25 protein-coding genes are annotated in these 24,546 nt (G+C 69.2%); 19 read left to right on the forward strand and 6 right to left on the reverse strand.

The annotated features are described in order from the left end of the window. Positions 1 to 25: 25 nt before the first annotated feature. Positions 26 to 565 carry a GNAT family protein gene (locus BMH31_RS04205; RefSeq protein WP_099724306.1) on the forward strand — a complete coding sequence of 180 codons (540 nt, stop codon included), beginning with the start codon at positions 26 to 28 and terminating at the stop codon, positions 563 to 565. A gap of 81 nt (positions 566 to 646) precedes the next feature. After that, entirely contained in the window at positions 647 to 2,038 is a 1,392-nt protein-coding gene (locus BMH31_RS04210) for an MFS transporter (RefSeq protein ID WP_099724305.1), read from the forward strand. A 77-nt stretch (positions 2,039 to 2,115) separates the two neighbouring features. Here BMH31_RS04210 and epsC read toward each other — a convergent pair whose 3' ends face one another. Together epsC and cysK are read right to left on the reverse strand one after the other, a co-directional pair. Then, positions 2,116 to 2,682 carry a serine O-acetyltransferase EpsC gene (epsC, locus tag BMH31_RS04215; RefSeq protein WP_099724304.1) on the reverse strand — a complete coding sequence of 189 codons (567 nt, stop codon included), beginning with the start codon at positions 2,680 to 2,682 and terminating at the stop codon, positions 2,116 to 2,118. Positions 2,683 to 2,755: 73 nt separating this feature from the next. Then, entirely contained in the window at positions 2,756 to 3,691 is a 936-nt protein-coding gene (cysK, locus tag BMH31_RS04220; protein ID WP_099724303.1) for a cysteine synthase A, read from the reverse strand. A gap of 231 nt (positions 3,692 to 3,922) precedes the next feature. On the opposite strand from cysK, the gene prmC reads away from it, so the two are divergent. The 14 genes from prmC to BMH31_RS04290 all read left to right on the forward strand — a co-directional run bounded on the left by prmC (position 3,923) and on the right by BMH31_RS04290 (position 16,162). Further along, positions 3,923 to 4,828, forward strand: coding sequence for a peptide chain release factor N(5)-glutamine methyltransferase (prmC, locus tag BMH31_RS04225; RefSeq protein WP_241898125.1), 906 nt, complete (start codon positions 3,923 to 3,925; stop codon positions 4,826 to 4,828). 55 nt (positions 4,829 to 4,883) lie between these two features. Beyond that, entirely contained in the window at positions 4,884 to 5,549 is a 666-nt protein-coding gene (locus tag BMH31_RS04230; RefSeq protein WP_099724302.1) for an L-threonylcarbamoyladenylate synthase, read from the forward strand. A gap of 1 nt (position 5,550) precedes the next feature. Next, complete coding sequence (locus tag BMH31_RS04235) at positions 5,551 to 6,717, forward strand: MraY family glycosyltransferase (protein WP_099724301.1); 1,167 nt, start codon at positions 5,551 to 5,553, stop codon at positions 6,715 to 6,717. Beyond that, positions 6,714 to 7,184, forward strand: coding sequence for a hypothetical protein (locus BMH31_RS04240; RefSeq protein ID WP_052961293.1), 471 nt, complete (start codon positions 6,714 to 6,716; stop codon positions 7,182 to 7,184). Before BMH31_RS04235 ends, BMH31_RS04240 begins: the two co-directional genes overlap by 4 nt. 190 nt (positions 7,185 to 7,374) lie before the next feature. Next, positions 7,375 to 8,181 carry a F0F1 ATP synthase subunit A gene (gene atpB, locus BMH31_RS04245; RefSeq protein ID WP_099724300.1) on the forward strand — a complete coding sequence of 269 codons (807 nt, stop codon included), beginning with the start codon at positions 7,375 to 7,377 and terminating at the stop codon, positions 8,179 to 8,181. Positions 8,182 to 8,235: 54 nt separating this feature from the next. Next, on the forward strand, positions 8,236 to 8,463 hold the full coding sequence (gene atpE, locus BMH31_RS04250) for an ATP synthase F0 subunit C (protein WP_046454616.1): 228 nt from the start codon (positions 8,236 to 8,238) through the stop codon (positions 8,461 to 8,463). A 33-nt stretch (positions 8,464 to 8,496) separates the two neighbouring features. After that, a complete protein-coding gene (locus tag BMH31_RS04255; protein ID WP_046454615.1) occupies positions 8,497 to 9,042 on the forward strand; it encodes a F0F1 ATP synthase subunit B in 546 nt (181 codons plus the stop codon). Continuing rightward, positions 9,042 to 9,818, forward strand: a complete 777-nt coding sequence (locus BMH31_RS04260) for a F0F1 ATP synthase subunit delta (RefSeq protein WP_099724299.1) — start codon at positions 9,042 to 9,044, stop codon at positions 9,816 to 9,818. The genes BMH31_RS04255 and BMH31_RS04260 overlap by 1 nt, the downstream gene beginning before the upstream one ends. 54 nt (positions 9,819 to 9,872) lie before the next feature. After that, a complete protein-coding gene (gene atpA, locus BMH31_RS04265) occupies positions 9,873 to 11,498 on the forward strand; it encodes a F0F1 ATP synthase subunit alpha (RefSeq protein ID WP_099724298.1) in 1,626 nt (541 codons plus the stop codon). An 81-nt stretch (positions 11,499 to 11,579) separates the two neighbouring features. Beyond that, a complete protein-coding gene (locus BMH31_RS04270) occupies positions 11,580 to 12,470 on the forward strand; it encodes a F0F1 ATP synthase subunit gamma (RefSeq protein WP_099724297.1) in 891 nt (296 codons plus the stop codon). Between the two features lie 21 nt (positions 12,471 to 12,491). Further along, positions 12,492 to 13,955, forward strand: a complete 1,464-nt coding sequence (atpD, locus tag BMH31_RS04275; RefSeq protein WP_099724296.1) for a F0F1 ATP synthase subunit beta — start codon at positions 12,492 to 12,494, stop codon at positions 13,953 to 13,955. Between the two features lie 2 nt (positions 13,956 to 13,957). Continuing rightward, entirely contained in the window at positions 13,958 to 14,221 is a 264-nt protein-coding gene (locus BMH31_RS04280; protein ID WP_046454610.1) for a F0F1 ATP synthase subunit epsilon, read from the forward strand. 97 nt (positions 14,222 to 14,318) lie between these two features. Continuing rightward, positions 14,319 to 15,125, forward strand: coding sequence for a peroxide stress protein YaaA (yaaA, locus tag BMH31_RS04285; RefSeq protein ID WP_099724295.1), 807 nt, complete (start codon positions 14,319 to 14,321; stop codon positions 15,123 to 15,125). Positions 15,126 to 15,154: 29 nt separating this feature from the next. Further along, a complete protein-coding gene (locus tag BMH31_RS04290; protein WP_099724294.1) occupies positions 15,155 to 16,162 on the forward strand; it encodes a protein phosphatase 2C domain-containing protein in 1,008 nt (335 codons plus the stop codon). 162 nt (positions 16,163 to 16,324) lie between these two features. Here the strand turns inward: BMH31_RS04290 and BMH31_RS04295 are convergent, their stop codons facing one another. Beyond that, a complete protein-coding gene (locus BMH31_RS04295) occupies positions 16,325 to 17,656 on the reverse strand; it encodes an aminotransferase class III-fold pyridoxal phosphate-dependent enzyme (protein WP_099724293.1) in 1,332 nt (443 codons plus the stop codon). Between the two features lie 73 nt (positions 17,657 to 17,729). Between BMH31_RS04295 and BMH31_RS04300 the strand changes: the two genes are divergently transcribed. Both BMH31_RS04300 and BMH31_RS04305 read left to right on the forward strand, forming a co-directional pair. Next, positions 17,730 to 18,200, forward strand: a complete 471-nt coding sequence (locus BMH31_RS04300; RefSeq protein ID WP_099724468.1) for an OsmC family protein — start codon at positions 17,730 to 17,732, stop codon at positions 18,198 to 18,200. Positions 18,201 to 18,247: 47 nt separating this feature from the next. Then, on the forward strand, positions 18,248 to 19,099 hold the full coding sequence (locus BMH31_RS04305; protein WP_099724292.1) for a GntR family transcriptional regulator: 852 nt from the start codon (positions 18,248 to 18,250) through the stop codon (positions 19,097 to 19,099). A gap of 34 nt (positions 19,100 to 19,133) precedes the next feature. Here the strand turns inward: BMH31_RS04305 and BMH31_RS04310 are convergent, their stop codons facing one another. From BMH31_RS04310 to BMH31_RS04320, 3 genes are read right to left on the reverse strand one after another with little or no spacing between them, the layout of a single operon-like run. After that, on the reverse strand, positions 19,134 to 20,756 hold the full coding sequence (locus BMH31_RS04310; RefSeq protein ID WP_099724291.1) for an ABC transporter ATP-binding protein: 1,623 nt from the start codon (positions 20,754 to 20,756) through the stop codon (positions 19,134 to 19,136). Next, positions 20,753 to 21,775: an ABC transporter permease gene (locus BMH31_RS04315; RefSeq protein WP_099724290.1), complete on the reverse strand. Its 1,023-nt coding sequence runs from the start codon at positions 21,773 to 21,775 to the stop codon at positions 20,753 to 20,755. The genes BMH31_RS04310 and BMH31_RS04315 overlap by 4 nt, the downstream gene beginning before the upstream one ends. Positions 21,776 to 21,793: 18 nt before the next feature. Next, positions 21,794 to 22,756 (reverse strand): ABC transporter permease, encoded by a 963-nt coding sequence (locus BMH31_RS04320; protein WP_046454603.1) that lies wholly within the window; start codon positions 22,754 to 22,756, stop codon positions 21,794 to 21,796. Positions 22,757 to 22,901: 145 nt separating this feature from the next. On the opposite strand from BMH31_RS04320, the gene BMH31_RS04325 reads away from it, so the two are divergent. Beyond that, on the forward strand, positions 22,902 to 24,545 hold the full coding sequence (locus tag BMH31_RS04325) for an ABC transporter substrate-binding protein (RefSeq protein ID WP_158234949.1): 1,644 nt from the start codon (positions 22,902 to 22,904) through the stop codon (positions 24,543 to 24,545). Position 24,546: the final 1 nt, after the last annotated feature.

Below are 24,546 nucleotides of genomic sequence, written 5' to 3' on the forward strand. Positions count from 1 at the left end.
ATGCGACGCCCGATACTCTGGATCCATGTCCGATGCCGCACTGCCCCTCGTAGGCCCCCTCGTCACCCTCCGCCTCCCGCGCGCGGCCGACGCCGAACCGCTGCTCGCGATCCTGCAGCAGCCCGAGGTCTCGGAGTGGTGGGTCGGCTACTCGCTCGAGCGCGTGCGCGAGGAGTTCGTCGAGGCTCCCGGAACAGCGCGCATCATCGAGGTCGAGGGGGAGTGCGCCGGCGCCATGTACGTGCTGCGCGGCGAGGATCCCGAGTATCCGACCACGGTGATCCACATCTTCATCGGGACCCAGTTCCGCGGCCGCCGCATCGGCGAAGAGGCCCTCGCCCTCGCGATCCGCGCGGAGTTCGCGGACGGCATCACCCGGATCACGCTCGACCCCAACATCAACAACGAGGGCGCGATCCGCAGCTACGAACGCCTCGGCTTCCAGCGCATCGGCGTGCTGCGCGACTACCAGGTGCGTCCCGGCGGCCACCTCGAGGCCGCGCTCTTCATGGATCTGACCCGCAGCGACTTCCCCGACGGGCCGCCGCTGCCGCCGCGCGCGTAGCGGAGGGACCGTGCCCGCGGCCGCCCGGGACGGATCGGGACACGCCCGGAGCGTCCCTCGGGCAGGAGTAGCATTGCGCCCATGACTCGTGCCCGTTCCCTGCTTCCCTGGGCGGTGTGGACGGTCGCAGCGCTCTCCTACGCGGTCGCGATCATCAATCGGTCCTCGCTCGCGGCCCTCGGCCCTGCTGCGCAGGATCACTTCGGCATCGACGCGACCACGCTGTCGGCGTTCCCCGTGATCCAGCTGATCGTCTACGCAGGCCTGCAGATCCCCGTCGGGATCCTGCTCGACCGCGTGGGTGCGACGACCATGATCCTGATCGGCGGCGCGCTGATGATCGTGGGCCAGGTGACCATGGCGACCGTGCCGGACGTCGGGCTCGCGATCCTCGCGCGCGTCCTGGTGGGCGCGGGCGACGCCTGCAGCTTCATCAGCGTCATGCGGATGCTGCCAGAGTGGTTCCCGGCGCGCCAGCTGCCGACGGTCAGCCAGCTCACCGGTCTCGTCGGCCAGGCGGGCCAGCTCGTCTCGGTGACGCCGCTCGCCCTCATGGTGTCAGGCTTCGGCTGGGCCTCCGGGTTCCTCTCCGTCGCCGCGGTCGGCTTCCTGGTGACGCTGCTCGCGGCGCTCGTGCTGCGCGACAGTCCGGGCACGGGCACCGCGTTCGAACGGATGATCGGGCGCACCGGCGGGATCACGCGCCGTTCCGCCGCCTACCGGCCGCAGGGCAGCGCTTCATCCGTCGAGATCGCGCCGCCCGCGACGGGGCTCATCGAGATGCCGCAGGGCCGGGTCCGCCGGGGTCTCGGGTTCTGGCAGCGCGCCCGCCGGCTGCTGCGGCTGCCCGGCGTGCGGCTCGCGTACTGGGTGCACTTCACGTCGCCGTTCGCGTCGAACACCTTCATCCTGCTCTGGGGCACGCCGTTCCTGGTCGGCGGCGTCGGACTCTCACCGGGCACCGCCGCGGGTCTGCTGAGCCTCACGATCCTGTCGTCGATGGCGGCCGGGTTCCTGCTCGGTCCGGTGACCTCGCGCTTCCTCGAACGCCGCGTCGGCATCGCCGCGAGCATCACGGTCGCGATCGCCCTCGTCTGGATCGCGGTGCTGCTCTGGCCAGGGACCCCGCCGACCTGGCTGCTCGTGCTGCTGATGGTCGTGATGCCGATCGGCGGACCCGCGTCGATGATCTCGTTCGAGGTGGGGCGGTCCCACACCCCGCGCAGCTTCTCGGGGTTCGGAACCGGACTCGTCAACACCGCCGGTTTCACCGCCACGCTGCTCGTGATCCTGCTGATCGGCCTCGTGCTCGACGTCCAGGGCGCGGGTTCGCCCGAGAACTACTCGCTGGACGCGTTCCGGGTAGCCTTCGCGGTGCAGCTGCCGTTCTGGGTGCTCGGGCTCGTGTTCATGGGAATCGAGTACCGCAAGACGAAGCGCTGGATGGACGAGCAGGGGCGGCGGCTGCGCTGAGGCAGGTTCGGCGCTGAGGCCCGGCCTGTGTCGCGCCGACGCTGACCCGCAGCGGCGACCGCGTGCCGCCGCAACCCTCAGATCACGTAGAAGTCGGCCTCGTCGGGCACCTCGAGCGGCGCCCCGCGGCGCGGACGACCGGTGGCGGGGATCCCGGTGAGCGTGGTCCAGGGGCCGGCCGAGCGCACGACGACGGCGTTCGCGCCGACCGCGCTGTCGTGGGCGATCTCGATGTCGCCGAGCACCTGGGCTCCGGCGCCGACGACCACGCGGTCGCCGATCGTCGGGTGCCGCTTGCCGCGGTCGTGACCGGTGCCGCCGAGAGTGACCCCGTGGTAGAGGTGGACGTCATCGCCGACGACGGCGGTCTCGCCGATCACGACGCCCATGCCGTGGTCGATGAAGAGGCGCCTGCCGATGGTCGCCCCGGGATGGATCTCGACGCCCGTGAGGAATCGCGCGAACTGCGAGAGCGCGCGGGGGAGGAACCGGAATCCTCGCCGCCACAGGGCGTTCGCCGCGCGGTGCCACCAGACCGCGTGCAAGCCCGAATAGATGAGGAACACCTCGATCGGCCCGCGCGCGGCCGGGTCGTGCGCGCGCGCCGCGGCGATGTCCTCGCGGACGCGTGAGAAGGGTGCCATGTTCGGTGCAACCCGATCGGCGGGCCGACGATTCCCCGTGCCGGGGAGCCGCCGACCCGCCGGTCGGAGCGTCTCAGACGCTCAGGTCCTCGTAGAGCACGGTCGAGAAGTAGCGCTCGCCGAAGTCGGGCACGATGACCACGATCTTCTTGCCCGCGTTCTCGGGTCGCTGCGCGACCTGGGTCGCGGCCCAGACGGCCGCGCCGCCCGAGATGCCGGCGAGGATGCCCTCGTCGGTGCCGAGCGCACGGGCCTTCGCGATGGCATCGGGCAGCGCGACGTCGACGACCTCGTCGTAGATCTCGCGGTCGAGGATCTCGGGAACGAAGTTCGCGCCGAGGCCCTGGATCTTGTGGGGGCCGGCCTTGCCCTCGGTGAGGAGGGGCGAGTCGACGGGCTCGACGGCCACGACCCGCACGCCCGGGTTCTGCTCCTTGAGGTAGCCGCCCGCGCCCGAGATGGTGCCGCCCGTGCCGATGCCCGCCACGAAGATGTCGACCTGGCCGTCGGTGTCGTTCCAGATCTCCGGGCCGGTGGTCGCCCGGTGGATCGCGGGGTTCGCGGGGTTGCCGAACTGGTTCGCGAGGATCGCGCCCGGGGTGCTCGCGACGATCTCCTCGGCCTTCGCGACCGCACCCTTCATGCCGAGGGGACCCTCGGTGAGCACGATCTCGGCGCCGTATGCGGCGAGCAGTTTGCGGCGCTCGATGCTCATGGTCTCGGGCATCGTGAGGATCACGCGGTAGCCGCGGGCGGCGCCCACGAACGCGAGCGCGATGCCGGTGTTGCCGCTCGTGCCTTCGACGATGGTGCCGCCGGGCTGCAGGGCGCCCGACTCCTCGGCCGCGTCGATGATCGCGATGCCGATGCGGTCCTTGACGCTGCCGGCCGGGTTGTAGAACTCGAGCTTCGCGAAGACCTCGGCACCGGCCCCGTCGGTGACGCGGTTGAGGCGCACCAGGGGAGTGTTGCCGAAGGCCTGGGTGATGTTCTCGTAGGTGCGTGCCATGGGCTCCCTCTCTCAGCGTGCGGGCCATGCGGGCCCGAATGTTGCGCGGCGCCTCCGGCGCCCCACCGAAGCATATCCAAGCATTATCTGAGATGTCATCCTTGCTTATGAATTGTGACGAGGCGCTCAGGCGAGCCAGGGAGGGGGCGATCCCGACCTCGGAATCCTGTGCCAGAGTGGTTCGGTCCGGATCCGGTCGGGTCCGATCCGATCCGAACCCAGGAGGTCCCCGTGGGCGCACCCGTCGCAGCGGTTCTGAGCGAGCTGCGTGCGCAGCTCGAAGCCGCAGGGATCGAGGATCCGGGCGCGGACGTCGAGCTCATCGTCGCGCACGTGCTCGACGTCGCCCGCGGCCGGGTCCAGGCGCTCGCGATCCTGGGCACCGAGATCGGGGACGCCGCGCTCGCGCGGATCCGGGACCTCGCCGACGAGCGGGCACGCCGGGTCCCGCTCCAGCACCTCACCGGTCGGGCGCCGTTCCGCGGGATCGAGCTCGAGGTCGGCCCCGGCGTATTCGTGCCGAGGCCCGAGACCGAGACCGTCGCGCAGTTCGCCATCGACGCGCTCCGCGCCGTGCCGGATCCCGAACCGCTCGCGGTGGACCTCTGCACCGGCAGCGGCGCCATCGCTCTGGCGCTCGCGAACGAGGTGCCGACCGCCCGCGTGCGCGCCGTCGAGAAGAGCCCCGAGGCGCACGCCTGGGCCGCGCGCAACGTCGCGCGTCTCGGCGACGACCGCGTCGAGCTGCTGCTCGGCGACGTCTCGGACCTCGATCCGGAAGCCGGCGAACCGGTATCGGGGCCGCTCTCGACGGCGTTCGACCCGTTGCTCGGCCGCGTGCACGTGCTCGTGTCGAACCCGCCCTACGTCCCCAGCGGCATGGTGCCGCGGGATCCCGAGGTGCGGGACCACGATCCCGAACTCGCGCTCTACAGCGGGACCGACGGCCTCGACCTGATCCGCGTCATCAGCCGGGCCGCGCGTCGACTCGTGGTGCCCGGCGGGCTGCTGGTGCTCGAGCACGCCGAGGGGCAGGGGCGCGCGATCCGCGAACTGCTGGCGGCGGACGGGTGGCGGGCCGCCGCCACGCACCAGGACCTGACGCTGCGCGATCGCGCGACCACCGCGATCCGCTGAGAACCCGCGGAGCGCCGGGGCGGGAAGTCCGGCCCGAGGACTAGAATCGTTCCTCATGGCCGACGTCTTCGATTGCAGCGACAGCGCACAGCTCCTCTCGGGGACGCGCAGCGCCCGACAGGCACTGGGGCTCGGCAAGCTCGTGGTGCTCCCCACCGACACCGTCTACGGCGTCGCCGCCGACGCGTTCAACCCGGCCGCGGTGCAGCGCCTGCTCGACGCGAAGGGGCGCACGCGCCAGTCGCCCCCGCCCGTGCTGATCCCCGGCACCGACACGCTGCACGCCCTGGCAGCGGCGGTCCCGCAGCCCGTGCTGGCCCTCGCGGAGGCCTTCTGGCCCGGGCCGCTCACCATCGTGCTGCCGTCCCAGCCGTCGCTGAGCTGGGACCTGGGGGAGACCGCGGGAACCGTGGCGCTCCGCATCCCGGACCAGCCGCTCACCATCGAGCTGCTGCAGGAGACGGGCCCGCTGGCCGTGTCCTCGGCGAACACCACGGGGGATCCGGCGGCGACGACGGCCGCCGAAGCGCAGGGCATGCTCGGCGACTCGGTCGCGATCTACCTCGAGGCCGGTCCGGTGGATGGCGACGGCACCGCGTCCACCATCGTCGACGCCACGCGTCTCGACGACGAGGGCGGCACCCTGCGGATCCTGCGCCAGGGCGGTGTCGGCCGCGAGGCCATCGCGGAGCTGCTCCCGCAGGTGACCATCGAGGACTGAGATGCTCTCCTTCCTGCTGGTCGCGCTCGCCGCCGCCGCGGTGACCGCGGTCGCCTCGGCCGCTCTGCTGCGCCTCAGCCGACGATTCCGTCTGGCGCCCGAGGTGCGCGAGCGGGACGTGCATCGCACGCCCACGCCGCGGCTCGGCGGCATCGCGATGTTCGTCGGCATCATCGTGGGCTGCCTCTTCGCGACGACGCAGGACGACTTCTCGACGCTCTTCGCGCTCTCGACCCAGGTCTGGGCGATCCTGGGGGCGTGCACGCTGATCGCGGCGGTCGGCGTGCTCGACGACCTCTTCGATCTCGACTGGATGATCAAGCTGGCGGGACAGCTCGCGGCGTCGGGGCTGCTCGCCTGGCAGGGCATCCAGATCGTGTCGCTGCCGTTCGGCGATACGCAGATCGTGGCGTCCGCGACCATGAACTTCGCGCTCACGGTCTTCCTCATGACCCTGGTCATGAACGCGGTCAACTTCATCGACGGCCTCGACGGTCTCGTCGCGGGCTTCGCGATCATCTCGAACTCGGCGTTCTTCCTCTATACGCAGCTGCTCACCGATCGCTCGGGGGAGACGCCGGCGGTGACGCTCGCCGGGCTCATCGCAGCCATCGTGGTCGGCGTGTGCGTCGGATTCCTGCCGTTCAACTGGCACCGCGCCAAGATGTTCATGGGCGACACCGGCGCTCTGCTGGTCGGTCTGCTGATGGCGACCTCGACCGTGTCGGTCACGGGACAGCTCAACCCGGCGGTGCTCGACCAGAAGCTCGTGCTCGCGAGCTATATCCCGATCATCCTGCCCGTGGCCGTGCTGGCGCTCCCGCTCGCGGACTTCTCACTCGCCGTGCTGCGCCGCCTGCGGGCGGGGCAGAGCCCCTTCGCGGCCGACCGCAAGCACCTCCACCACCGACTCCTCGACATGGGGCACTCGCAGGTGCAGGCGGTCTCGATCTTCTACCTCTGGACCGCGGTGATCTCGCTGGCCTGTCTGCTCGTGTTCACCATGCGGAGCTTCGCGCTGCCCTTCGCGGTGCTCTTCGCGGGTACCGCGCTCTGCCTCGTGGTGACCCTGGTCCCGGCCTCGCGATTGCGCGCAGGTCTGGCCCGGCGCGGCTTGCTACCGTTGAGGGCGGGGAAGACCCCCGCCGACGAAAGGACCCCCGAGTGAACAGCACCGCCGACCACGACGCGACGGCAGACGCCGCGCCGCAGATGCCGGCCTCCCAGCCCGTGCTCCTGACCGCGCTGAAGTGGGGGATCCTGGCGACGGTGGTGCTCATCGTGCTGTTCGGCGGTATCGGGTTCCTGGTGGCGGGCGCGCCCGGCCTCATCGGCGGAATCATCGGAACCGCGATGGGCGGCGTCTTCCTGCTGCTGACCGTCGGCAGCATCGCCTTCGCCAACCGGTTCATCGAGAGCCCCAACTACGTGATCCTCTTCTTCGTCGTGGTGCTCGGCAGCTGGGTGCTGAAGTTCCTGATCTTCATCGTCGCGACGGTCATGCTCAAGGGACAGCCCTGGCTCGACACCACCGTGCTTTTCTTCGGTGTCGTGGCATCGGTGCTCGTCTCGCTCGTCATCGACGTGCTCGTGATCGCCAAGTCGCGTATCCCGTACATCTCGGATCCACGATAGGGTTGAATCCGGCAGGATCCTGCGCCTGATCGGTTTCGCCAGAGGCCGAATTTTTGATAGGATCCTAGTGTTCCCTTGCCGCGGCATGCTTCTGGCTGCCGCGTGAGCGACGGGGGCACGATCATCGTTCGACGCTGTGTGAGCCGAGCTCGCACCCCGAATCAGGAGAATGGCGCTGTCCGCTAACGCTATGCAACTCGTGGCCCCCAGTCTTTTCGCAACTCAGGAGGGCGGCGGGTTCCACCCGCCGTCGATCGAGGAGTTCTTCCCGGAGGGCGTGCTCTTCGTCGGCACTCCGTTCGAGATGAACCGCATCATGATCATCCGCGTGATCATGCTCGTGCTTCTCCTCGTGGTCTTCTGGCTGGGCACTCGCAAGATGCGGGTCATCCCGACCCGCGGTCAGTCCCTCATCGAGATGGGCCTCGACTTCGTCCGGGTCAACATCGCCGAGGATCTGCTCGGCAAGGTCGACGGCAAGCGCTTCCTGCCGATCCTGACCTCGATGTTCTTCCTGATCCTCGCGTTCAACTTCACGGGCATCATCCCGGGCTTCAACATCGGCGCTTCGGCCGTGGTGGGCCTGCCGCTCGTGCTCGCGCTCGTGTCGTACGTGACCTTCATCTACGCCGGCATCAAGAAGAGCCCGAAGAACTTCTTCAAGAACTCCCTGTTCCCGGCAGGCGTGCCCTGGCCGGTCTACCTCATCGTGACCCCGATCGAGCTCATCTCGACCTTCATCATCCGTCCGGTCACGCTGACGCTCCGACTCCTCATGAACATGGTGGTCGGTCACCTCCTGCTGGTGCTCTTCTTCAGCGCCTCCTGGTTCTTCCTCATCGAGGCACCGGGGCTCATGAAGCTCTTCGGCATCGGCACCCTCGCGTTCGGCTTCGCGTTCACGCTCTTCGAGATCCTCGTCGCCGTTCTGCAGGCCTACGTCTTCACGCTTCTCACCGCTGTCTACATCCAGCTCGCGCTGGCTGAAGAGCACTAAAACCAACCGGGTTCGGCAACCGCCGCGCTCAACACACGGAAGGAAACACATACTGTGTCTGTTCTCGCTGATATCTCGGGCAACATCGCAACCGTCGGCTACGGCCTCGCCGCCATCGGCCCCGCCATCGGCGTGGGTATCGTCGTCGGCAAGACCATCGAGGGTGTTGCTCGTCAGCCCGAGCTGGCCGGCCGCCTCCAGGTCCTGATGTGGATCGGTATCGCGTTCACCGAGGCGCTCGCCTTCATCGGTATCGCGACCTACTTCATCTTCACCAACTAATTCGCTTCCCTACGTCTCGGAAGGGAGGCACTGATGCATAACGCAGTTATCGCAGCTGCCGAGGGAGCCCGGAATCCGCTGATCCCGGAGACCTACGACATCGTCTGGTCTGGGCTCGCGTTCCTCATCATCCTCATCGCATTCTGGAAGGTCTTCCTTCCGAAGATGCAGACGATGCTCGACGCTCGCGCGGAGGCCATCGAAGGCAACATCGCCAAGGCCGATGAGGCTCAGGCGAAGGCCGAGGCCGCGCTGCAGGAGTACACCGCTCAGCTGGCGGGCGCCCGCCAGGAGGCCGGCGAGATCCGCGACGTGGCACGTGCCGACGCCGCGAAGATCGTCGCGAAGGCCAAGGAAGACGCCACGACCGAGCAGACCCGCATCGCGCAGGCTGCTCAGGCGCAGATCGAGGCCGAGCGCCAGAGCGCTGCCGTCTCGCTCCGCAAGGAGGTCGGCACCCTCGCGATCGACCTCGCCTCGGGCGTCGTCGGCGAGTCGCTCAGCGACGACCAGAAGGCCTCGGCCCTGGTCGACCGCTTCCTCGCCGATCTCGAAGCATCCGAGAAGGCGGCCAAGTAATGGGCAGCGCGTCTCGTGCGGCACTCGCCGCGGCCCGCGGTGAGCTGAGCCCCGTGCTCGGCGCCGGGGTCGGGGCCGAGCTGCTGGGTGCAGCGGCCGAACTCGACCGCACCCCGGCGCTGCTCAAGGCGCTCGGCGATGCGTCCGCTTCGGCTGCCGCGAAGGGGCAGCTGGTGGATCGCGTGTTCGCCAGCGTCTCGGGCGGCGCGCGCGGCGTGCTCCGCGCCGCTGCGGCGGGCACCTGGTCCGACTCCGGCGAGTTCGTCGAGGGTGTCGAGGAGCTCGGCATCCGTGCCGAGGCCAACGCCAGCTCCTCGCTCTCCGACGAGCTCCTCGCGGCCGCCTCGGTCGTCGAGAGCAGCCACGAGCTGGAGCTGAAGCTCGGTGACAAGCTCGGCGATCCCGCGGCCAAGGTCGCGCTCGCGACGCGCCTGTTCGGCGGCAAGCTCTCGGCTGCCGCCCTGGGCATCGTCACCCACCTGGTCGCGAACCCCCGCGGGCGTCGCGTCAACGCAGCGCTCCGCGCCGCGGCCGACGTCGCAGCCGACCAGGGCGGCAACGCACTCGCGACGGTCACCGTCGCCGCGCCGCTCGCCCCCGCCCAGCAGGAGCGCCTCGCGGTTCTGCTCGAACAGAGCGCCGGCCGTCCGGTCCGCATCACCACCGTGCTCGATCCCGAGCTCGTCGGTGGCGTGCGCGTCCAGCTCGGCGACAACGTGATCGACGGCAGCGTCCGCGCTCGCCTCGAGGACCTCCGCCTGCGACTCGCGGGTTAGGGCTCAACTTTTCACCCCGGGGGCGGCGCTTCCGGACCAGACAGAGGAAACGAAATGGCAGAACTCTCAATCAGCCCGGACGAGATTCGCGACGCTCTCAAGGACTTCGCGTCGTCGTACGAGCCGGCTCAGGCAGAGAAGACCGAGGTCGGCACCGTCACCGACGCAGCCGATGGCATCGCGCACGTCGCGGGCCTGCCCGGTGTGATGGCCAACGAGCTCGTCCGCTTCGCGGATGGCACGCTCGGCCTGGCGCAGAACCTCGAAGAGGACGAGATCGGTGTCGTGGTGCTCGGTGAGTTCACCGGCATCGAGGAGGGCCAGCAGGTCACTCGCACCGGCGAGGTGCTCTCGGTTCCCGTGGGCGAGGGCTACCTCGGCCGCGTGGTCGACCCGCTCGGCAACCCGATCGACGGCCTCGGCGAGATCGCCGGCGTCGAGGGCCGCCGTGCGCTCGAGCTCCAGGCTCCCGGCGTCATGCAGCGCAAGTCGGTGCACGAGCCGCTGCAGACCGGCATCAAGGCGATCGACGCCATGATCCCCGTCGGCCGCGGTCAGCGCCAGCTGATCATCGGCGACCGCCAGACCGGCAAGACGGCCATCGCGATCGACACGATCATCAACCAGAAGGCCAACTGGGAGTCGGGCGACGCCACCAAGCAGGTGCGTTGCATCTACGTCGCCATCGGCCAGAAGGGCTCGACCATCGCTTCGGTGAAGGGCGCGCTCGAGGACGCGGGCGCGATGGAGTACACCACCATCGTCGCGTCTCCGGCATCCGACCCCGCCGGCTTCAAGTACCTGGCTCCCTACACCGGCTCGGCCATCGGCCAGCACTGGATGTACGCGGGCAAGCACGTCCTGGTCATCTTCGACGATCTGTCGAAGCAGGCCGAGGCGTACCGCGCCGTGTCGCTGCTGCTCCGTCGCCCGCCGGGGCGCGAGGCCTACCCGGGTGACGTCTTCTACCTGCACTCCCGCCTGCTGGAGCGTTGCGCGAAGCTGTCCGACGAGCTCGGCGCCGGTTCGATGACGGGTCTCCCGATCATCGAGACCAAGGCGAACGACGTCTCGGCCTACATCCCGACCAACGTGATCTCGATCACCGACGGCCAGATCTTCCTCCAGTCCGACCTGTTCAACGCGAACCAGCGTCCCGCGGTCGACGTGGGCATCTCGGTCTCCCGCGTGGGCGGCGACGCTCAGGTGAAGTCGATCAAGAAGGTCTCCGGCACGCTCAAGCTCGAGCTTGCCCAGTACCGCGCCCTCGAGGCCTTCGCGATGTTCGCGTCCGACCTCGACGCGGCCAGCCGTCGTCAGCTCGAGCGCGGCGCACGCCTCACCGAGCTGCTCAAGCAGCCGCAGTACTCGCCGTACCCCGTCGAGAAGCAGACCGTTTCGATCTGGGCCGGCACCAAGGGTCACATGGATCAGGTCCCGGTCGAGGACATCCTCCGCTTCGAGAGCGAGTTCCTGGAGTCGCTCGAGCGCAACTCCGAGGTCCTCACCACGCTGCGCGAGACCAACGTGCTCGACGACGACACCGTCGCAGAGCTCGAGGCCAAGATCGCCGAGTTCAAGCTCGAGTTCCGCACCTCGGCCGGCGTCACGCTGGCCGAGCAGTTCGCGTCGCTCGGCAAGGACGAGATCAAGCAGGAGCAGCTGGTCGTCAAGAAGTAGTCGAGGTTCCGGCGGGGACGCACGTCCCCGCCGGCCCTCCTCCACTTCGACCAGCCCGCCCCAACCAGACACAGGAGAGACATGGGAGCGCAACTTCGGGTCTACCGGCAGAAGATCCGTTCTGCCCAGACGACCAAGAAGATCACCCGTGCGATGGAGCTGATCGCGGCATCTCGCATCCAGAAGGCTCGTGCCCGCGTCGCGGCGTCCGAGCCCTACACCACGGCGATCACCCGCGCGGTGTCCGCCGTCGCGGTGCACTCGAACACGGACCACCCGCTGCTGACCGAGCCGGAGCGCGTCGAGCGCGCCGCAGTGGTCATCTTCACCTCGGACCGCGGTCTCGCAGGCGCCTTCAACTCGCAGGTGCTGCGCGAAGCCGAGGAGCTCAGCGAGCTGCTGCGCGCCGAGGGCAAGGATGTGAAGTACTACCTGGTCGGCCGTAAGGCTCAGGGCTACTTCACCTTCCGCGCCCGCGCCTCCGAGCGCGTGTGGGCCGGCGGCACCGACAGCCCCGCGTTCGAGACGGCTCAGGAGATCAGCGAAGCGCTGCTCGAGGCCTTCAACACCGAGACCGCTGAGGGCGGCGTCGACGAGATCCACCTCGTCTACAACCGCTTCATCAGCATGGTCTCGCAGACCCCCGAGGTGCACCGTCTGCTGCCGCTCGAGGTCGTCGAGGGCGTGGCCGAGGCGAGCGCTGGCGCGAACCCGCTGTACGAGTTCGAGCCCGACGCCGACACCGTGCTCGACAAGCTGCTTCCGGCCTACATCGAGTCGCGCCTGTTCAACGCGCTGCTCGAGTCGGCCGCTGCGAAGCACGCTGCGACGCAGAAGGCGATGAAGTCGGCGAGCGACAACGCCGATGCGCTGATCCGCGATTACACCCGCCTCGCGAACAACGCGCGTCAGGCGGAGATCACCCAGCAGATTTCCGAGATTGTTGGCGGCGCTGACGCGCTGTCCGATTAGCAAACGCGAAGAGAGAGAATCATGACCGAAACCGCCGCTGTGGCGACTGAGGCCACCACGAAGGTCGCCGGGCGCATCGCTCGCGTGACCGGCCCCGTCGTCGACATCGAGTTCCCGCACGACGCGATCCCGGCCGTCTACAACGCGCTCGAGACCACCATCGACTTCGGTGAGGGCTCGGAGCCGTTCAAGCTCGTCCTCGAGGTCGCCCAGCACCTCGGCGACAACGTCGTCCGCGCCATCGCGCTGAAGCCCACCGACGGCCTGGTCCGCGGCCAGGAGGTCTTCGACACCGGCACCTCGATCACCGTCCCCGTGGGCGACGTGACCAAGGGCAAGGTCTTCAACGTGACCGGCGACGTGCTCAACCTCCCCGAGGGCGAGACCATCGAGGTCAGCGAGCGCTGGAGCATCCACCGCGAGCCCCCGGCCTTCGACCAGCTCGAGTCGAAGACGCAGCTCTTCGAGACCGGCATCAAGTCGATCGACCTCCTCACCCCCTACGTGCAGGGCGGCAAGATCGGCCTCTTCGGCGGTGCGGGCGTCGGCAAGACCGTCCTCATCCAGGAGATGATCCAGCGCGTGGCTCAGGATCACGGCGGCGTGTCCGTGTTCGCCGGCGTCGGCGAGCGCACCCGTGAGGGCAACGACCTCATCCACGAGATGGAAGAGGCCGGCGTCTTCGACAAGACCGCCCTCGTGTTCGGCCAGATGGACGAGCCGCCGGGGACCCGTCTCCGCGTCGCGCTCTCGGCCCTCACCATGGCCGAGTACTTCCGCGACGTGCAGAAGCAGGACGTGCTGCTCTTCATCGACAACATCTTCCGCTTCACGCAGGCCGGGTCCGAGGTCTCGACGCTGCTCGGCCGCATGCCCTCCGCTGTGGGCTACCAGCCGAACCTCGCCGACGAGATGGGTCTCCTCCAGGAGCGCATCACCTCGACCCGCGGTCACTCGATCACCTCGCTGCAGGCCATCTACGTGCCCGCCGACGATTACACCGACCCGGCTCCGGCGACCACCTTCGCCCACCTCGACGCGACCACCGAGCTCTCGCGAGAGATCGCCTCGAAGGGTCTGTACCCGGCGATCGACCCGCTCACCTCGAGCTCGCGCATCATGGATCCCCGCTACTTGGGCGCGGACCACTACCGCGTCGCCACCTCGGTGAAGCAGATCCTCCAGAAGAACAAGGAGCTCCAGGAGATCATCGCGATCCTCGGTGTCGACGAGCTCTCCGAAGAGGACAAGATCACCGTGGCGCGCGCACGCCGCATCCAGCAGTTCCTGTCGCAGAACACCTACATGGCGAAGAAGTTCACCGGTGTGGAGGGCTCGACGGTGCCGCTGAAGGAGACCATCGAATCGTTCGATGCGATCACCAAGGGCGAGTTCGACCACGTCGCCGAGCAGGCATTCTTCAACGTCGGCGGCATCTCCGACGTCGAAGAGAAGTGGGCGCAGATCCAGAAGGAGAACGCGTAATCATGGCCACGCTCAACGTGAGCGTCGTTTCGGCTGAGCGCGAGATCTGGAGCGGAACCGCCTCCAACGTCAGCGCGAAGACGGTCGAGGGCGAGATCGGCATCTACGGTGGGCACGAGCCGCTTCTGGCTCTGCTCGCCGAGGGTGCGGTCCGCGTCGCCGGCACCGACGGTGAGAAGATCACCGTCAACGCCGAGGACGGGTTCCTCTCCGTCGACCACGACACGATCACGATCGTGGCGGGTCGCGCCGAACTGGTCGCCTGATTCCGACCGTTCGCACCTTCCAACGCCGGGGCCGGCCGCAGCTTCACTCGAAGCAGCGGCCGGCCCCGCCGTTTCCCCACCACCAGAAAGTCGCACCATGCTGATCCTGCTCCCGCCCTCCGAGACGAAGCGCACCGGCGGAGACGCGCCCTACCGGGCCGAGGACCTGGCGCACGACGCGCAGCTCGCGAGCACTCGCGCCGCCGTACGCACCGCGCTCGAGGAGCTCTCCCGCAACGAGGAGCTCGCGGCGAAGGCTCTCGGCCTCGGTGTGAAGGCTCGGGGTGAGCTCGAACACAACCGCGTGCTCGAATCCTCGGGCGCGCTGGAGGCGATGGATCGGTACACGGGCGTTCTCTACGACGCCCTCGACGCGATCTCGCTCGATGCCGACGCGCGGGACTGGATGCGCGAGCACGTGGCGGTGCAGTCCGCGCTCTTCGGGCTGGTGCGCGCGGGGGACCGGATTCCCGCCTACCGTCTGTCGGCGGGAAGCCGTCTGGCCGCGCTCGAGGCGCCGCTCAAGCGAAGCTGGATCCGGGCTCACGCCGACATGGACTGGGCGGCTCACGGGTGGATCCTCGATCTGCGATCCAACGACTACGCGGCGCTCGCACCGCTGCCGGAGGGCGTCGGAACCAAGCTCGAGGTGGCCCAGCGCAGCGCGGACGGAGCGGTCCGAGCGCTCAACCACTTCAACAAGACCGCCAAGGGCGACCTCGTGCGGCGCCTGGCGCGATCCGGTGCCGAACTGGACGGCCCGGAGGCGTTCGGCCGATGGGCGCAGACGCAGGGGCTCGAAGTGCAGCTCGGTGACCGGCCGGGCAGCGCGACCCTCGTGACCGAGCTCGGCGCACCCGCCGGGGTGACGGGCGGGGCGGGCTCCAAGCGGGCCGCACGGTAGGATGTTCGAGTGATTGCCGAGGAGAGACGTTGACCGGACGTGGGGAGAACGCCGTTCGGCGTCGCATCGGCTATCGCCCGGGCTCGGATCTCGAGATCGAGCTCTCGTGGCACGCCATCACCGACGTCGGGCGCCGACGCGAGGTGAACCAGGACAGCTACGTCGTGATCCCGCCGATCTTCGCCGTCGCCGACGGCATGGGCGGGCACTCCGCGGGGGAAGTCGCGTCGGCTGCGGTCGTGCGCAGGCTCGCCGAGCTCGGAGGGAACCGCGCCGTCAGCGAGCGTGACATCGACGGCGCCCTCGAGGACGCGGTCGAGGACATCGAGCTCGACGCGGGCGGGACCGATCTGGGCGCCGGCACCACGGTCACCGGCGTGACCCTGGGGTCCTGCGCCGAAGAGCCCACCTGGACCGTCTTCAACATCGGCGACTCCCGCGTCTACCAGTACTTCAAGGGCGCGCTCAGCCAGATCACCGTCGATCACTCGGTCGTGCAGCACCTCATCGACACCGGCGCGATCACCCCCGAGGAGGCGGAGTTCCATCCGCACGCGAACGTGATCACCCGGGCCGTCGGCTTCAACGAGGCACCCTCGCCCGACTACACTGCGCTCGCGTTGATTCCCGGGCAACGGATCCTCATCTGCTCCGACGGGCTCACCAAGGAGCTCACCGAGATCGGGATCCAGCACTTCCTCGCCACGACCGACACCGCGGAGGAAGCGGCGAAGCAACTCGTGCACCACGCCATCGAGAACGCGGGACGCGACAACGTCACCGTCGTCGTGATCGACGTGCACGCCGTGGGTGAAGCACGGGACACGAGCGATCTCGCGATCGCCGGGGTCTCGCTCGACTCGGTCGGCGGCGAGAACCCCGCAGAGGCCCGGACCGACGCCGATACTGAGACCGCTGTGAGCGAGCCCGTCGAGGTCATGGAGATCGAATCCGAAGCCGAGGACGCCGGTACCGTCACGGACGCCTCGGACGACGAGGGCCCCGACACGGTGCCCGTGCGCGTCCCGCTCGGCTGAGCATTCCCCTTCGCCTCACCCGGCCCTCGAACGGGCCCGAATCATCCACTCTCGCGGAGGTAAGGATGATCCCGGCCCGTTCGATGACGGGAACGGGACGCAAACGCCGAGAGCGGGCGTCCTCCGGAGGAGTGACGCCCGCTCTCGAGTCGAGACGCTGACCTACGCGAGCTCGGCGGCGAACGCCTCGTCGAGTACGGCCAGGACGTCGGCGGCCAGCGCATCGGTGAGCTTCAGCGACGGGAGGAAGCGGATCACGTTGCCGAAGATGCCGGCGTTGAGCAGCAGCACGCCGGCCTGCGCCGCGCGGGCGATGACGCGCGAGACGAGCTCGGGGTCGACCTCGAGCGTGCCGGGCTTCACGATCTCGATCGCCAGCATGGCACCCTTGCCGCGCACCTCGGCGATCACGTCGTACTTCGCGGCGAGGGCGCGGAGGCCGTCGCCGAGCACGCGCTCGATGCGCTTCGCCTCGGCGAGCAGGTCGGCGGACTGGATCTGCTCGAACACGGCGGTCGCCGCGGCGCACGAGACGGGGTTGCCGCCGAAGGTGCCGCCCAGGCCGCCCGGCTGCGACTGATCCATGATCTCGGCGCGGCCCGTGACCGCGGCGAGGGGCAGGCCGCCGGCGATGCCCTTGGCCGAGAGCACGAGGTCGGGCTCGACGCCGAACTGCTCGATCGCGAACACGGTGCCGGTGCGGGCGATGCCCGACTGCACCTCGTCGGCGATGAACACGATGCCGTTCGCGCGGCACCACTCGGCGAGCGCGGGCAGGTAGCCGTCGGCGGGAACGACGAAGCCGCCCTCGCCCTGGATCGGCTCGACGACGAGGCACGCGAGGTCCTCGGCGCCCGCCACCTTCTCGAGGTAGGTGATGGTGCGCGCCGCCGCCTCGGCGCCGGACAGGCCGTCGCGCAGCGGGTACGAGTTGGGCGCCTTGTAGACGTCGCCGGCGCGGGGACCGTAGCCCGCGGCGTACGGAGCCGCCTTGTGGTTCATGGTCGCGGTGAGCATGGTGCGGCCATGATATGCGTGCTCGAGCACGGCGACACCGGGGCGGCCGGTGAACTTGCGCGCGATCTTGACGCCGTTCTCGACGGCTTCGGCGCCCGAGTTGACGAGGACGGTGCGCTTCTCGCCGGTGCCGGGCACGGCGGCCGCGAGGTGCTCGGCGACGCGCACGTAGCTCTCGTAGGGCGTCACCGTGAAGAGCGTGTGCGTGACGCTCTGCAGCGCGGCGGTCGCCGCAGCGACCACGGCGTCGTCGGTGTGACCGATCGTGGTGACACCGATCCCGCCGCCGCAATCGATGAACTGGTTGCCGTCGACGTCGACCAGGATCGAGTCGTGCGCGCGGTCGATGTACACCGGCAGCACGCTGTGCACGCCCGGCGGGACGACCGCCCGGCGGCGCTCGTGCAGCTCCTGCGAGCGGGGCCCGGGGATCGAGGTTACGACGCGGCGTTCCTGGACGATGGTGTCATTGCTCATGGTGTCGATCCTACTCCCGGGTCTCTCGACGTCGACCTACTTGGGCGGCCGCGCCGCACGGTACGCTCGCTGCATGATGGGGAACCACGAGTACGCGGTCGGCGTCGAATGGACGGGCAACCGGGGGACCGGCACCAGCGGGTATCGCGAGTACGGCCGGCAGGTGCTGCTGTACGGCACCGACAAGCCGCCGCTCGAAGGTTCGGCGGATCCGACCTTCCACGGCGACGTCGATCGCTGGAACCCCGAGGAACTGCTCGTGGCCGCGCTCGCGCAGTGCCACCTGCTGTCGTACCTGCACTCGGCGGTGCGCGCGGGGGTCGTGGTGACCGACTACGTGGATCGTGCCACCGGCTCGATGCGCCAGCAGGGTGAGGGCGGCAGCTTCGTCGAGGTGGTGCTGCATCCGGAGGTGACGGTGGCGGACGCGTCGATGGTGGATGCGGCACTGACCGCGCACGCGGAGGCGAGCCGCAACTGCTTCATCGCCGCCTCGGTGAACTTCCCGGTGCGGCACGAGCCCGTGATCCGGGTGGCCGGCTGAGCGAACCGGATGAGCATGCTACTCTCGCGGCAGCAGACATACTGATCATGTCAAGCGAGAGGATGCACGCGGTGCCGGTGAACCAGGACGGGGCGCCCCGAGCGGGGCGCGAACTGCGCTATCAGCGCGTCTACGATCTGGTGACGGGACTGATCGCCGACCAGGGGCTCGAGGCGGGCGCGAAGCTGCCCAGCACCGCGGAGCTGTCGGCGATGGCCGAGGTCAGCGTGATCTCGGTGCGCCGCGCGCTCGACGAGCTCGCGCACGACGGCATCATCGTCCGGCATCAGGGCGTCGGCACCTTCGTCGCGCAGCGGCGGCTGGTGAGCCAGCCCGGGTCGCCGGGCACACTGCTCGGCACGATCTCGGACGGCATCTCGCCCGTCGAGTTCAGCACCGAGCTGGTCGGGATCGCGGTCGGGCTCCCCGGTCCGGACCATGTACGCGCGCTCGGCATCGAGAGCGGACAGCCGGTGTGGGAGATCGCGCGCGTGCGCTCCCGCGGCGGGGTGCGCGCGGTCGCCGAGCTCGCCACGATCCCGCTCAGTCTGGCGCCCGCGCTCGACGAGGATCGGCTCGCGGCGGGCGAGTCCCTCTACGGCCTCATCGAGGAGCGTGCGGGGATCACCGAGGCCTACGCCGAGCAGTTCTTCCAGGTGGACCGGCCGACCGCGTGGGAGCGCGAGCAGCTGGGCATCGGAGCCGACGATACGGTCATGCGGGTGCGCGGTGTGAGCTACTCCGACGACGACGTGCCGTTCGACTCCTACCTGCAGACCTACCGGGCCGACGATTTCGTCTTCTACGTCTCGGGCAAGCGCGGGCCGCGCCTGCTGCCGCCTCCGACCGGAGCCGGTCGCTGGGACGTGCGCCCGTTCGGCGCGCCGAGCGCCGACTGAACCGCAACCCGACACCCGGCGCTCGCCGCCCGTCTCAGGCCGCCCGGGCGGGATCGGGGCTCGGAATGCTGTCGATGAGCAGTCGTGTGTAGGGGTCCCGCGGTCGGTGCACGACCTCGTCGGGGGTCCCCGATTCGACGATCCCGCCGTCGCGCATCACGATGATCCGGTCGGCGTACTCGGCCGCGGTCGAGAGGTCGTGGGTGATCATCAGGATCCCCATCCGCTCCCGCTCCTTCAGCTCCGCGAGCAGCCGCAGCACTCCGGTGCGCACCGACACGTCGAGCATGCTCACCGGCTCGTCGGCGAGCAGCAGGGCGGGCCGCAGCACCAGTCCGGCTGCGATCGCCACGCGCTGCCGCTGGCCGCCGGACAGCTGGTGCGGGTACCGGTCGATGAACTGTTCGGCGGGGGAGAGCCCGACCGCTTCGAGCGCTGCGAGCGCCCGTTCCCGGCGTTCGGCGCGGTCGCGGCACACGCGGAACACGAGCAGCGGTTCCTCGATGGTGTCGGCGACGGTGAAGCGCACGTCGAGCGACTCGTACGGGTCCTGGAAGATCATCTGCACGCGTTCGCGAAGGCGCCGCCGTTCCGCGCGGCGGATCCCGAGCGCCGGAGCGCCGTCGACCGAGACCGAGCCGGTCGCGCCGGGCAGCATGCCCATGATCGCCTGCAGGGTCGTCGTCTTGCCGCAGCCGGACTGGCCGACGAGCGCGACGAGCTCGCCCTCGGCGACCTCGAACGACACGTCGGACACCGCCCGCCGCGTCCCGCCCCGACCCGAGTACTCGACCGAGAGGTTCTCGACGGCGAGCAGTACGGGCGCGGGATCGGGGATCGGCTTCGCCGTCACCTGGGCGATATCGGGCGTCGATTCGAAGAGCGTGCGCGTGTAGGGGTGCGCGGGCGCGCGATAGAGCTGTTCGACCGTTCCCTCTTCGAGGATCTCGCCGTCGCGCATGACGGCGGCTCGGGTGCAGCTCTGCGCGACCACCCCGAGGTCGTGGGTCACGAGGATCAGCGCGAGCCCGAGGCGTTCGGAGAGCTCCACCAGCAATCGCAGGATCTGGTCCTGCACCACGACGTCGAGCGCCGTCGTCGGCTCGTCGGCGAGCAGCACCTTCGGCTCGCAGGCGAGCGCCATCGCGATCACCGCGCGCTGCTTCATGCCGCCCGAGAGCTCGTGGGGGAAGCGGCGCTCGGTGCCTTCGGGGAGGCCGACGAGGTTCAGCAGTTCGCGCACCCGGGCGTCCTCGGTGCCGACGGAGCGACGATGCACGCGGAGCGCTTCGAGGATCTGCCACCCGACGGTGTGCACGGGGTTGAACGCGCTCATCGCTCCCTGGAACACCATCGCGATATCGGTCCATCGGTGCGGACGGACGGTGCGGTCGCCGCCGGCGATGATGTCGACGCCGTCGAGCAGCACGTGCCCCGAGACGGTCGCGTTCGCGGGCAGCAGGCCGAGCGCGGCGAGGATGGTCGTCGTCTTGCCGCACCCGGATTCGCCGACGAGCCCCAGGCGCTCACCGGGGGCGAGGCTCAGCGAGAGCCCCTTGACCGTCTCGTTCTCGGCACCGTCGTCGGTCCGGAACCAGATCCGGAGGTCGCGGATCTCGAGCGCGGGCCGTGCCGCGTCCGTCGGGGTGGGGGTCATCGTCGCTCCTCAGTTCCGGCGGCGGGATCCTCGCCCGCGCTTCGCTTCCGCGGCGCCGGTGCGGCGGCGCGTTCGAGATCGTCCTGGGCGCCCTGCCGCAGCGCCCAGGTGCGCAGCCCGAGGTGGGAGACGCGCAGGCGGGGGTTGAGCGCGTCCTCGATCGCTCGGCCCAGCAGATAGCAGCCGACGATGAGCAGGGCGACGGCGACGCCGGCCGGCACGATCGCCCACCACGCGCCGGTCGAGACGGCCGCGCGGTTGAACGCGCGCTCCATGATCGTGCCCCAGGTGATCGCGTTCGGATCGGAGAGGCCGAGGAACGCGAGGGCGGTCTCGTTGAAGATCGCGACGGTGACGGCGAGCACGGCGCTCGCCGCGAGCAGCGGGCCGAGCTGGGGCAGGATGTGCCGGAGCACGATGCGGAGGTGCCCGGCGCCGATGGCCTCGACCCGCCGCACGTAGGTGCGTTCGCGCAGACTCTTGACCTGGGAGCGCACGATGCGGGCGGTGCTCGTCCACATCAGCGCGCCGATCACGATGATCACGTGGTCGAGGCTCGGCCCCCAGACCGCCGCGACGACGATCATGAGCACGATCTGCGGGATCACGAGGAAGTAGTCGGTGATGCGCATGAGCACGGTGTCGACCCAGCCGCCGAAGTAGCCCGAGAGGATGCCGACCGTCGCCCCGATGAGGATCGAGATCGCGGCTGCCGCGAACCCGACGAACATCGAGATGCGGCCGCCCTCGAGCACGAGGCTCAGCACGTCGACGCCGCCGTCGTCGCAGCCGAACCAGTGCGCCGCGCTGGGTGCTTCGAAGACTCCGCAGCTGACCTCGCGGCTCGAGTACGGCGTGAGGAGCGGCGCGAAGATCGACAGGAGCAGGAAGGCGAGGATCACGGCGAGGCCGATGATGGCGCCCGGTTCGCGGATCGCGCGCCCGAACGCGCCCCTGCGGCGGTTCCTGGGGCGTCGCCCCCGGGGGAGCGAGACGAGGGTGGTTCCCGGATGCGTCATGGTGATGCCCTGGCCCTTCTAGTCCGAGACTCGCGGATCGAGCCACGCGTAGGCGAGGTCGGCGAGGTAGTTGAAGACCACGACCGTGATCGTGATGACGAGGAAGCCGCCCTGGAGCATCGGGTAGTCGCGGTGGAGCACGGCTTCGTAGAGCGCGCGTCCGATGCCGGGCCAGGAGAAGATGACCTCGATGAGGATCGCGCCGCTCACGACGCTGCCGAGCGCGAGCGCGATCATCGTCACCGTGGGCAGCATCGCGTTGCGCACCGCGTAGGCGCGGATGATCCGGCCGCGGGAGAGCCCCTTCGCCCGCGCGGTGAGGATGTAGTCCTCGCCGAGGGTCTCGAGCACCGAGGAACGCATGATGAGCAGGTTCTCGGCGTAGAGCGTGAGCGCGAGCGTCGCGACGGGGAGCACGAGGTGCGCACCGCGGTCGACGAACTGCTCCCACGGGGTCGCGAGTTCGGCGAACGGGTCGCTCATGCCGGCGGAGGGCAGCAGCCCGGCGAAGGCGATGAGCAGCATCATGCCGAGGAACTGGGTGGGGAACGCGTAGAACGCGACCGACACGTTGGTCATGACGTGGTCGAACGGGCTGCCGCGCCGCACCGCGCTCAGGATTCCGAGCAGGATCCCGATGGCGAGCGCGATCACCGTGCCGGTGAGCACGAGGGGGAGCGTGTTGGCGAAGGCGTCGGCGAGGTTCGCGGTCACGGGCTGCCGATTCGCGTACGAGACCCCGAGGTTCCCGGTGAAGAGCCCCTTGAGGTAGAGCAGGTACTGCTCCCACATCGGCCGGTCGAGACCGAACTCGCGGGTCAGCGCCTGCTTCAGCTCGGGCGAGGCGTTCGGGACGCGCGAGATGCGGGTCACCGCGGAACCGGGCAGCACGCGGAACAGCACGAAGTTGAGGGTCACGGCCACGAACACGGTCACGATCGCGAAGATCGTTCGCCGCCAGACGTATCTCCTGCGGTGCATCTCGCCTCTCTTCCTCGAGGGGGCTGTGCGATCGAGAATCCGATCGCGAAGTCTTGTCACCTAGTATGCTCAGTCTACTAAGATAAGTGAAGTTGCAATTTCTTCCGTGTTGCCACCTCCCTCGACGATGAGAAGCAGGGGAACCATGAATCTGAGAAGACGTCTGCTGGCGATCGGCGCGGTGCTGGTCGCCGCTGCTCTGGCGCTGACGGGATGCACCGGGAACAGCGCGAGCCGCAACGTGCTGCGAGTCGGCACCACCTCGCTCGTCGATTCGCTCAACCCGTTCGTCGCCGACTCCGACTACTCGAGCGTGCTGTTCCAGTACATCTACCCGCACCTCACCGAGTACGACGAGCAGCTGCGGATCGTGCCGTCCTTCGCCCGCAGCTGGGAGACCTCGGCCGACGGCAGGACCTGGACCTTCCGCACGGTGCCCGATGCGAAGTGGTCCGACGGGAAGCCGCTGACGGCCGAGGACGTCGCCTTCACCGCCAACATGATCCTGCGCTACAAGGACGGCCCCACCGGCATCCTCTCGGGCTGGGTCGCGCACCTCGAGCGTGCCGAGGCCCCAGATGCCAACACCGTGGTGCTCCACTACGCCTCGCCCGTGGGCAACGTGCTCACGCAGATGCAGGCCCTGCACATCCTGCCCAAGCACATCTGGGAGCCGCTCGCGACGGGGGACGGCATGCGCATCACCTCGTACGAGAACGCCGCGCCGCTCGTCTCGGGCGGGCCCTTCATGCTCGACACCTACCGCAAGGACCAGATCATGCTGTTCTCGCGGAACCCGGAATGGTGGGGCGAGAAGCCCAGGATCGACGGCTTCGGATTCCAGTTCTTCGCGAACGACGACGCCATGGTGACCGCGCTGAAGAGCCACCAGCTCGACATGATCGGCCAGATGACGCCGCCGACGGCCGTCAAGACCCTGAAGCGCGCCGGCATGACCGTCGAGATCGGACCGAGCGTCACGATCAAGAACCTCATCATCAACACCAACCCGAAGAAGCCGAAGCACCGCGAGCTCCTGGACCCCGAGGTGCGCAAGGCGCTCGAGTACGCGATCGACCGCACCGAGATCGTCGACCAGACCTGGCTCGGCTACGCGCAGCCCGGATCCACCGTGCTGTCGCCGGCCTCCGGGTACCACGACCCCGCGATCACGGGCCTGCCCTACGACACCGCGAAGGCCAATGCGATCCTCGACGGCCTCGGATACGCGAAGGGTTCCGACGGGATCCGCGTCGCGAACGGCTCGCGCATGGACTACGAGCTCGTGTTCCCCACGGAGGAGAACGGATCCGGGGATCGCGCGTTCCAGACGATCCAGCGCGGTTTCGAGGACATCGGGATCCGTCTCGTGCAGCGCAAGATGGATCCCGACGCCGCGACCGACGCCATCAACGGGCCCGACAACGAGTACCTCGACTACGACTTCGCGATGTGGAACTGGACCCCGCCCGTCGACCCCGACTTCCTGCTCAGCACGCTCACCTGCGCCTCTCGCGGGCACAACTCCGACAGCGGCTACTGCAACCCCGAGTACGACCGGCTGTACGCGCTGCAGGGCACGCAGATCGATCCCGCGGCCCGACGTGCGACGATCGACCGCATGCAGCGGATCCTGTTCGACGACCGTCCCTACGTGGTGCTCACCTATCCCAAGGTGATCGAGGCGCACGACCCGGCATGGACGGGCTTCGTGCTCTCGCCCCTCGTCGGCTCGATCAACAACCTGTCGACTCGGACGCTCATCCAGGTGCACCGGACGGAAGGCTGAA

Source organism: Leucobacter sp. OLIS6 (genome assembly GCF_002752355.1).
Classification (GTDB): Bacteria; Actinomycetota; Actinomycetes; order Actinomycetales; family Microbacteriaceae; genus Leucobacter.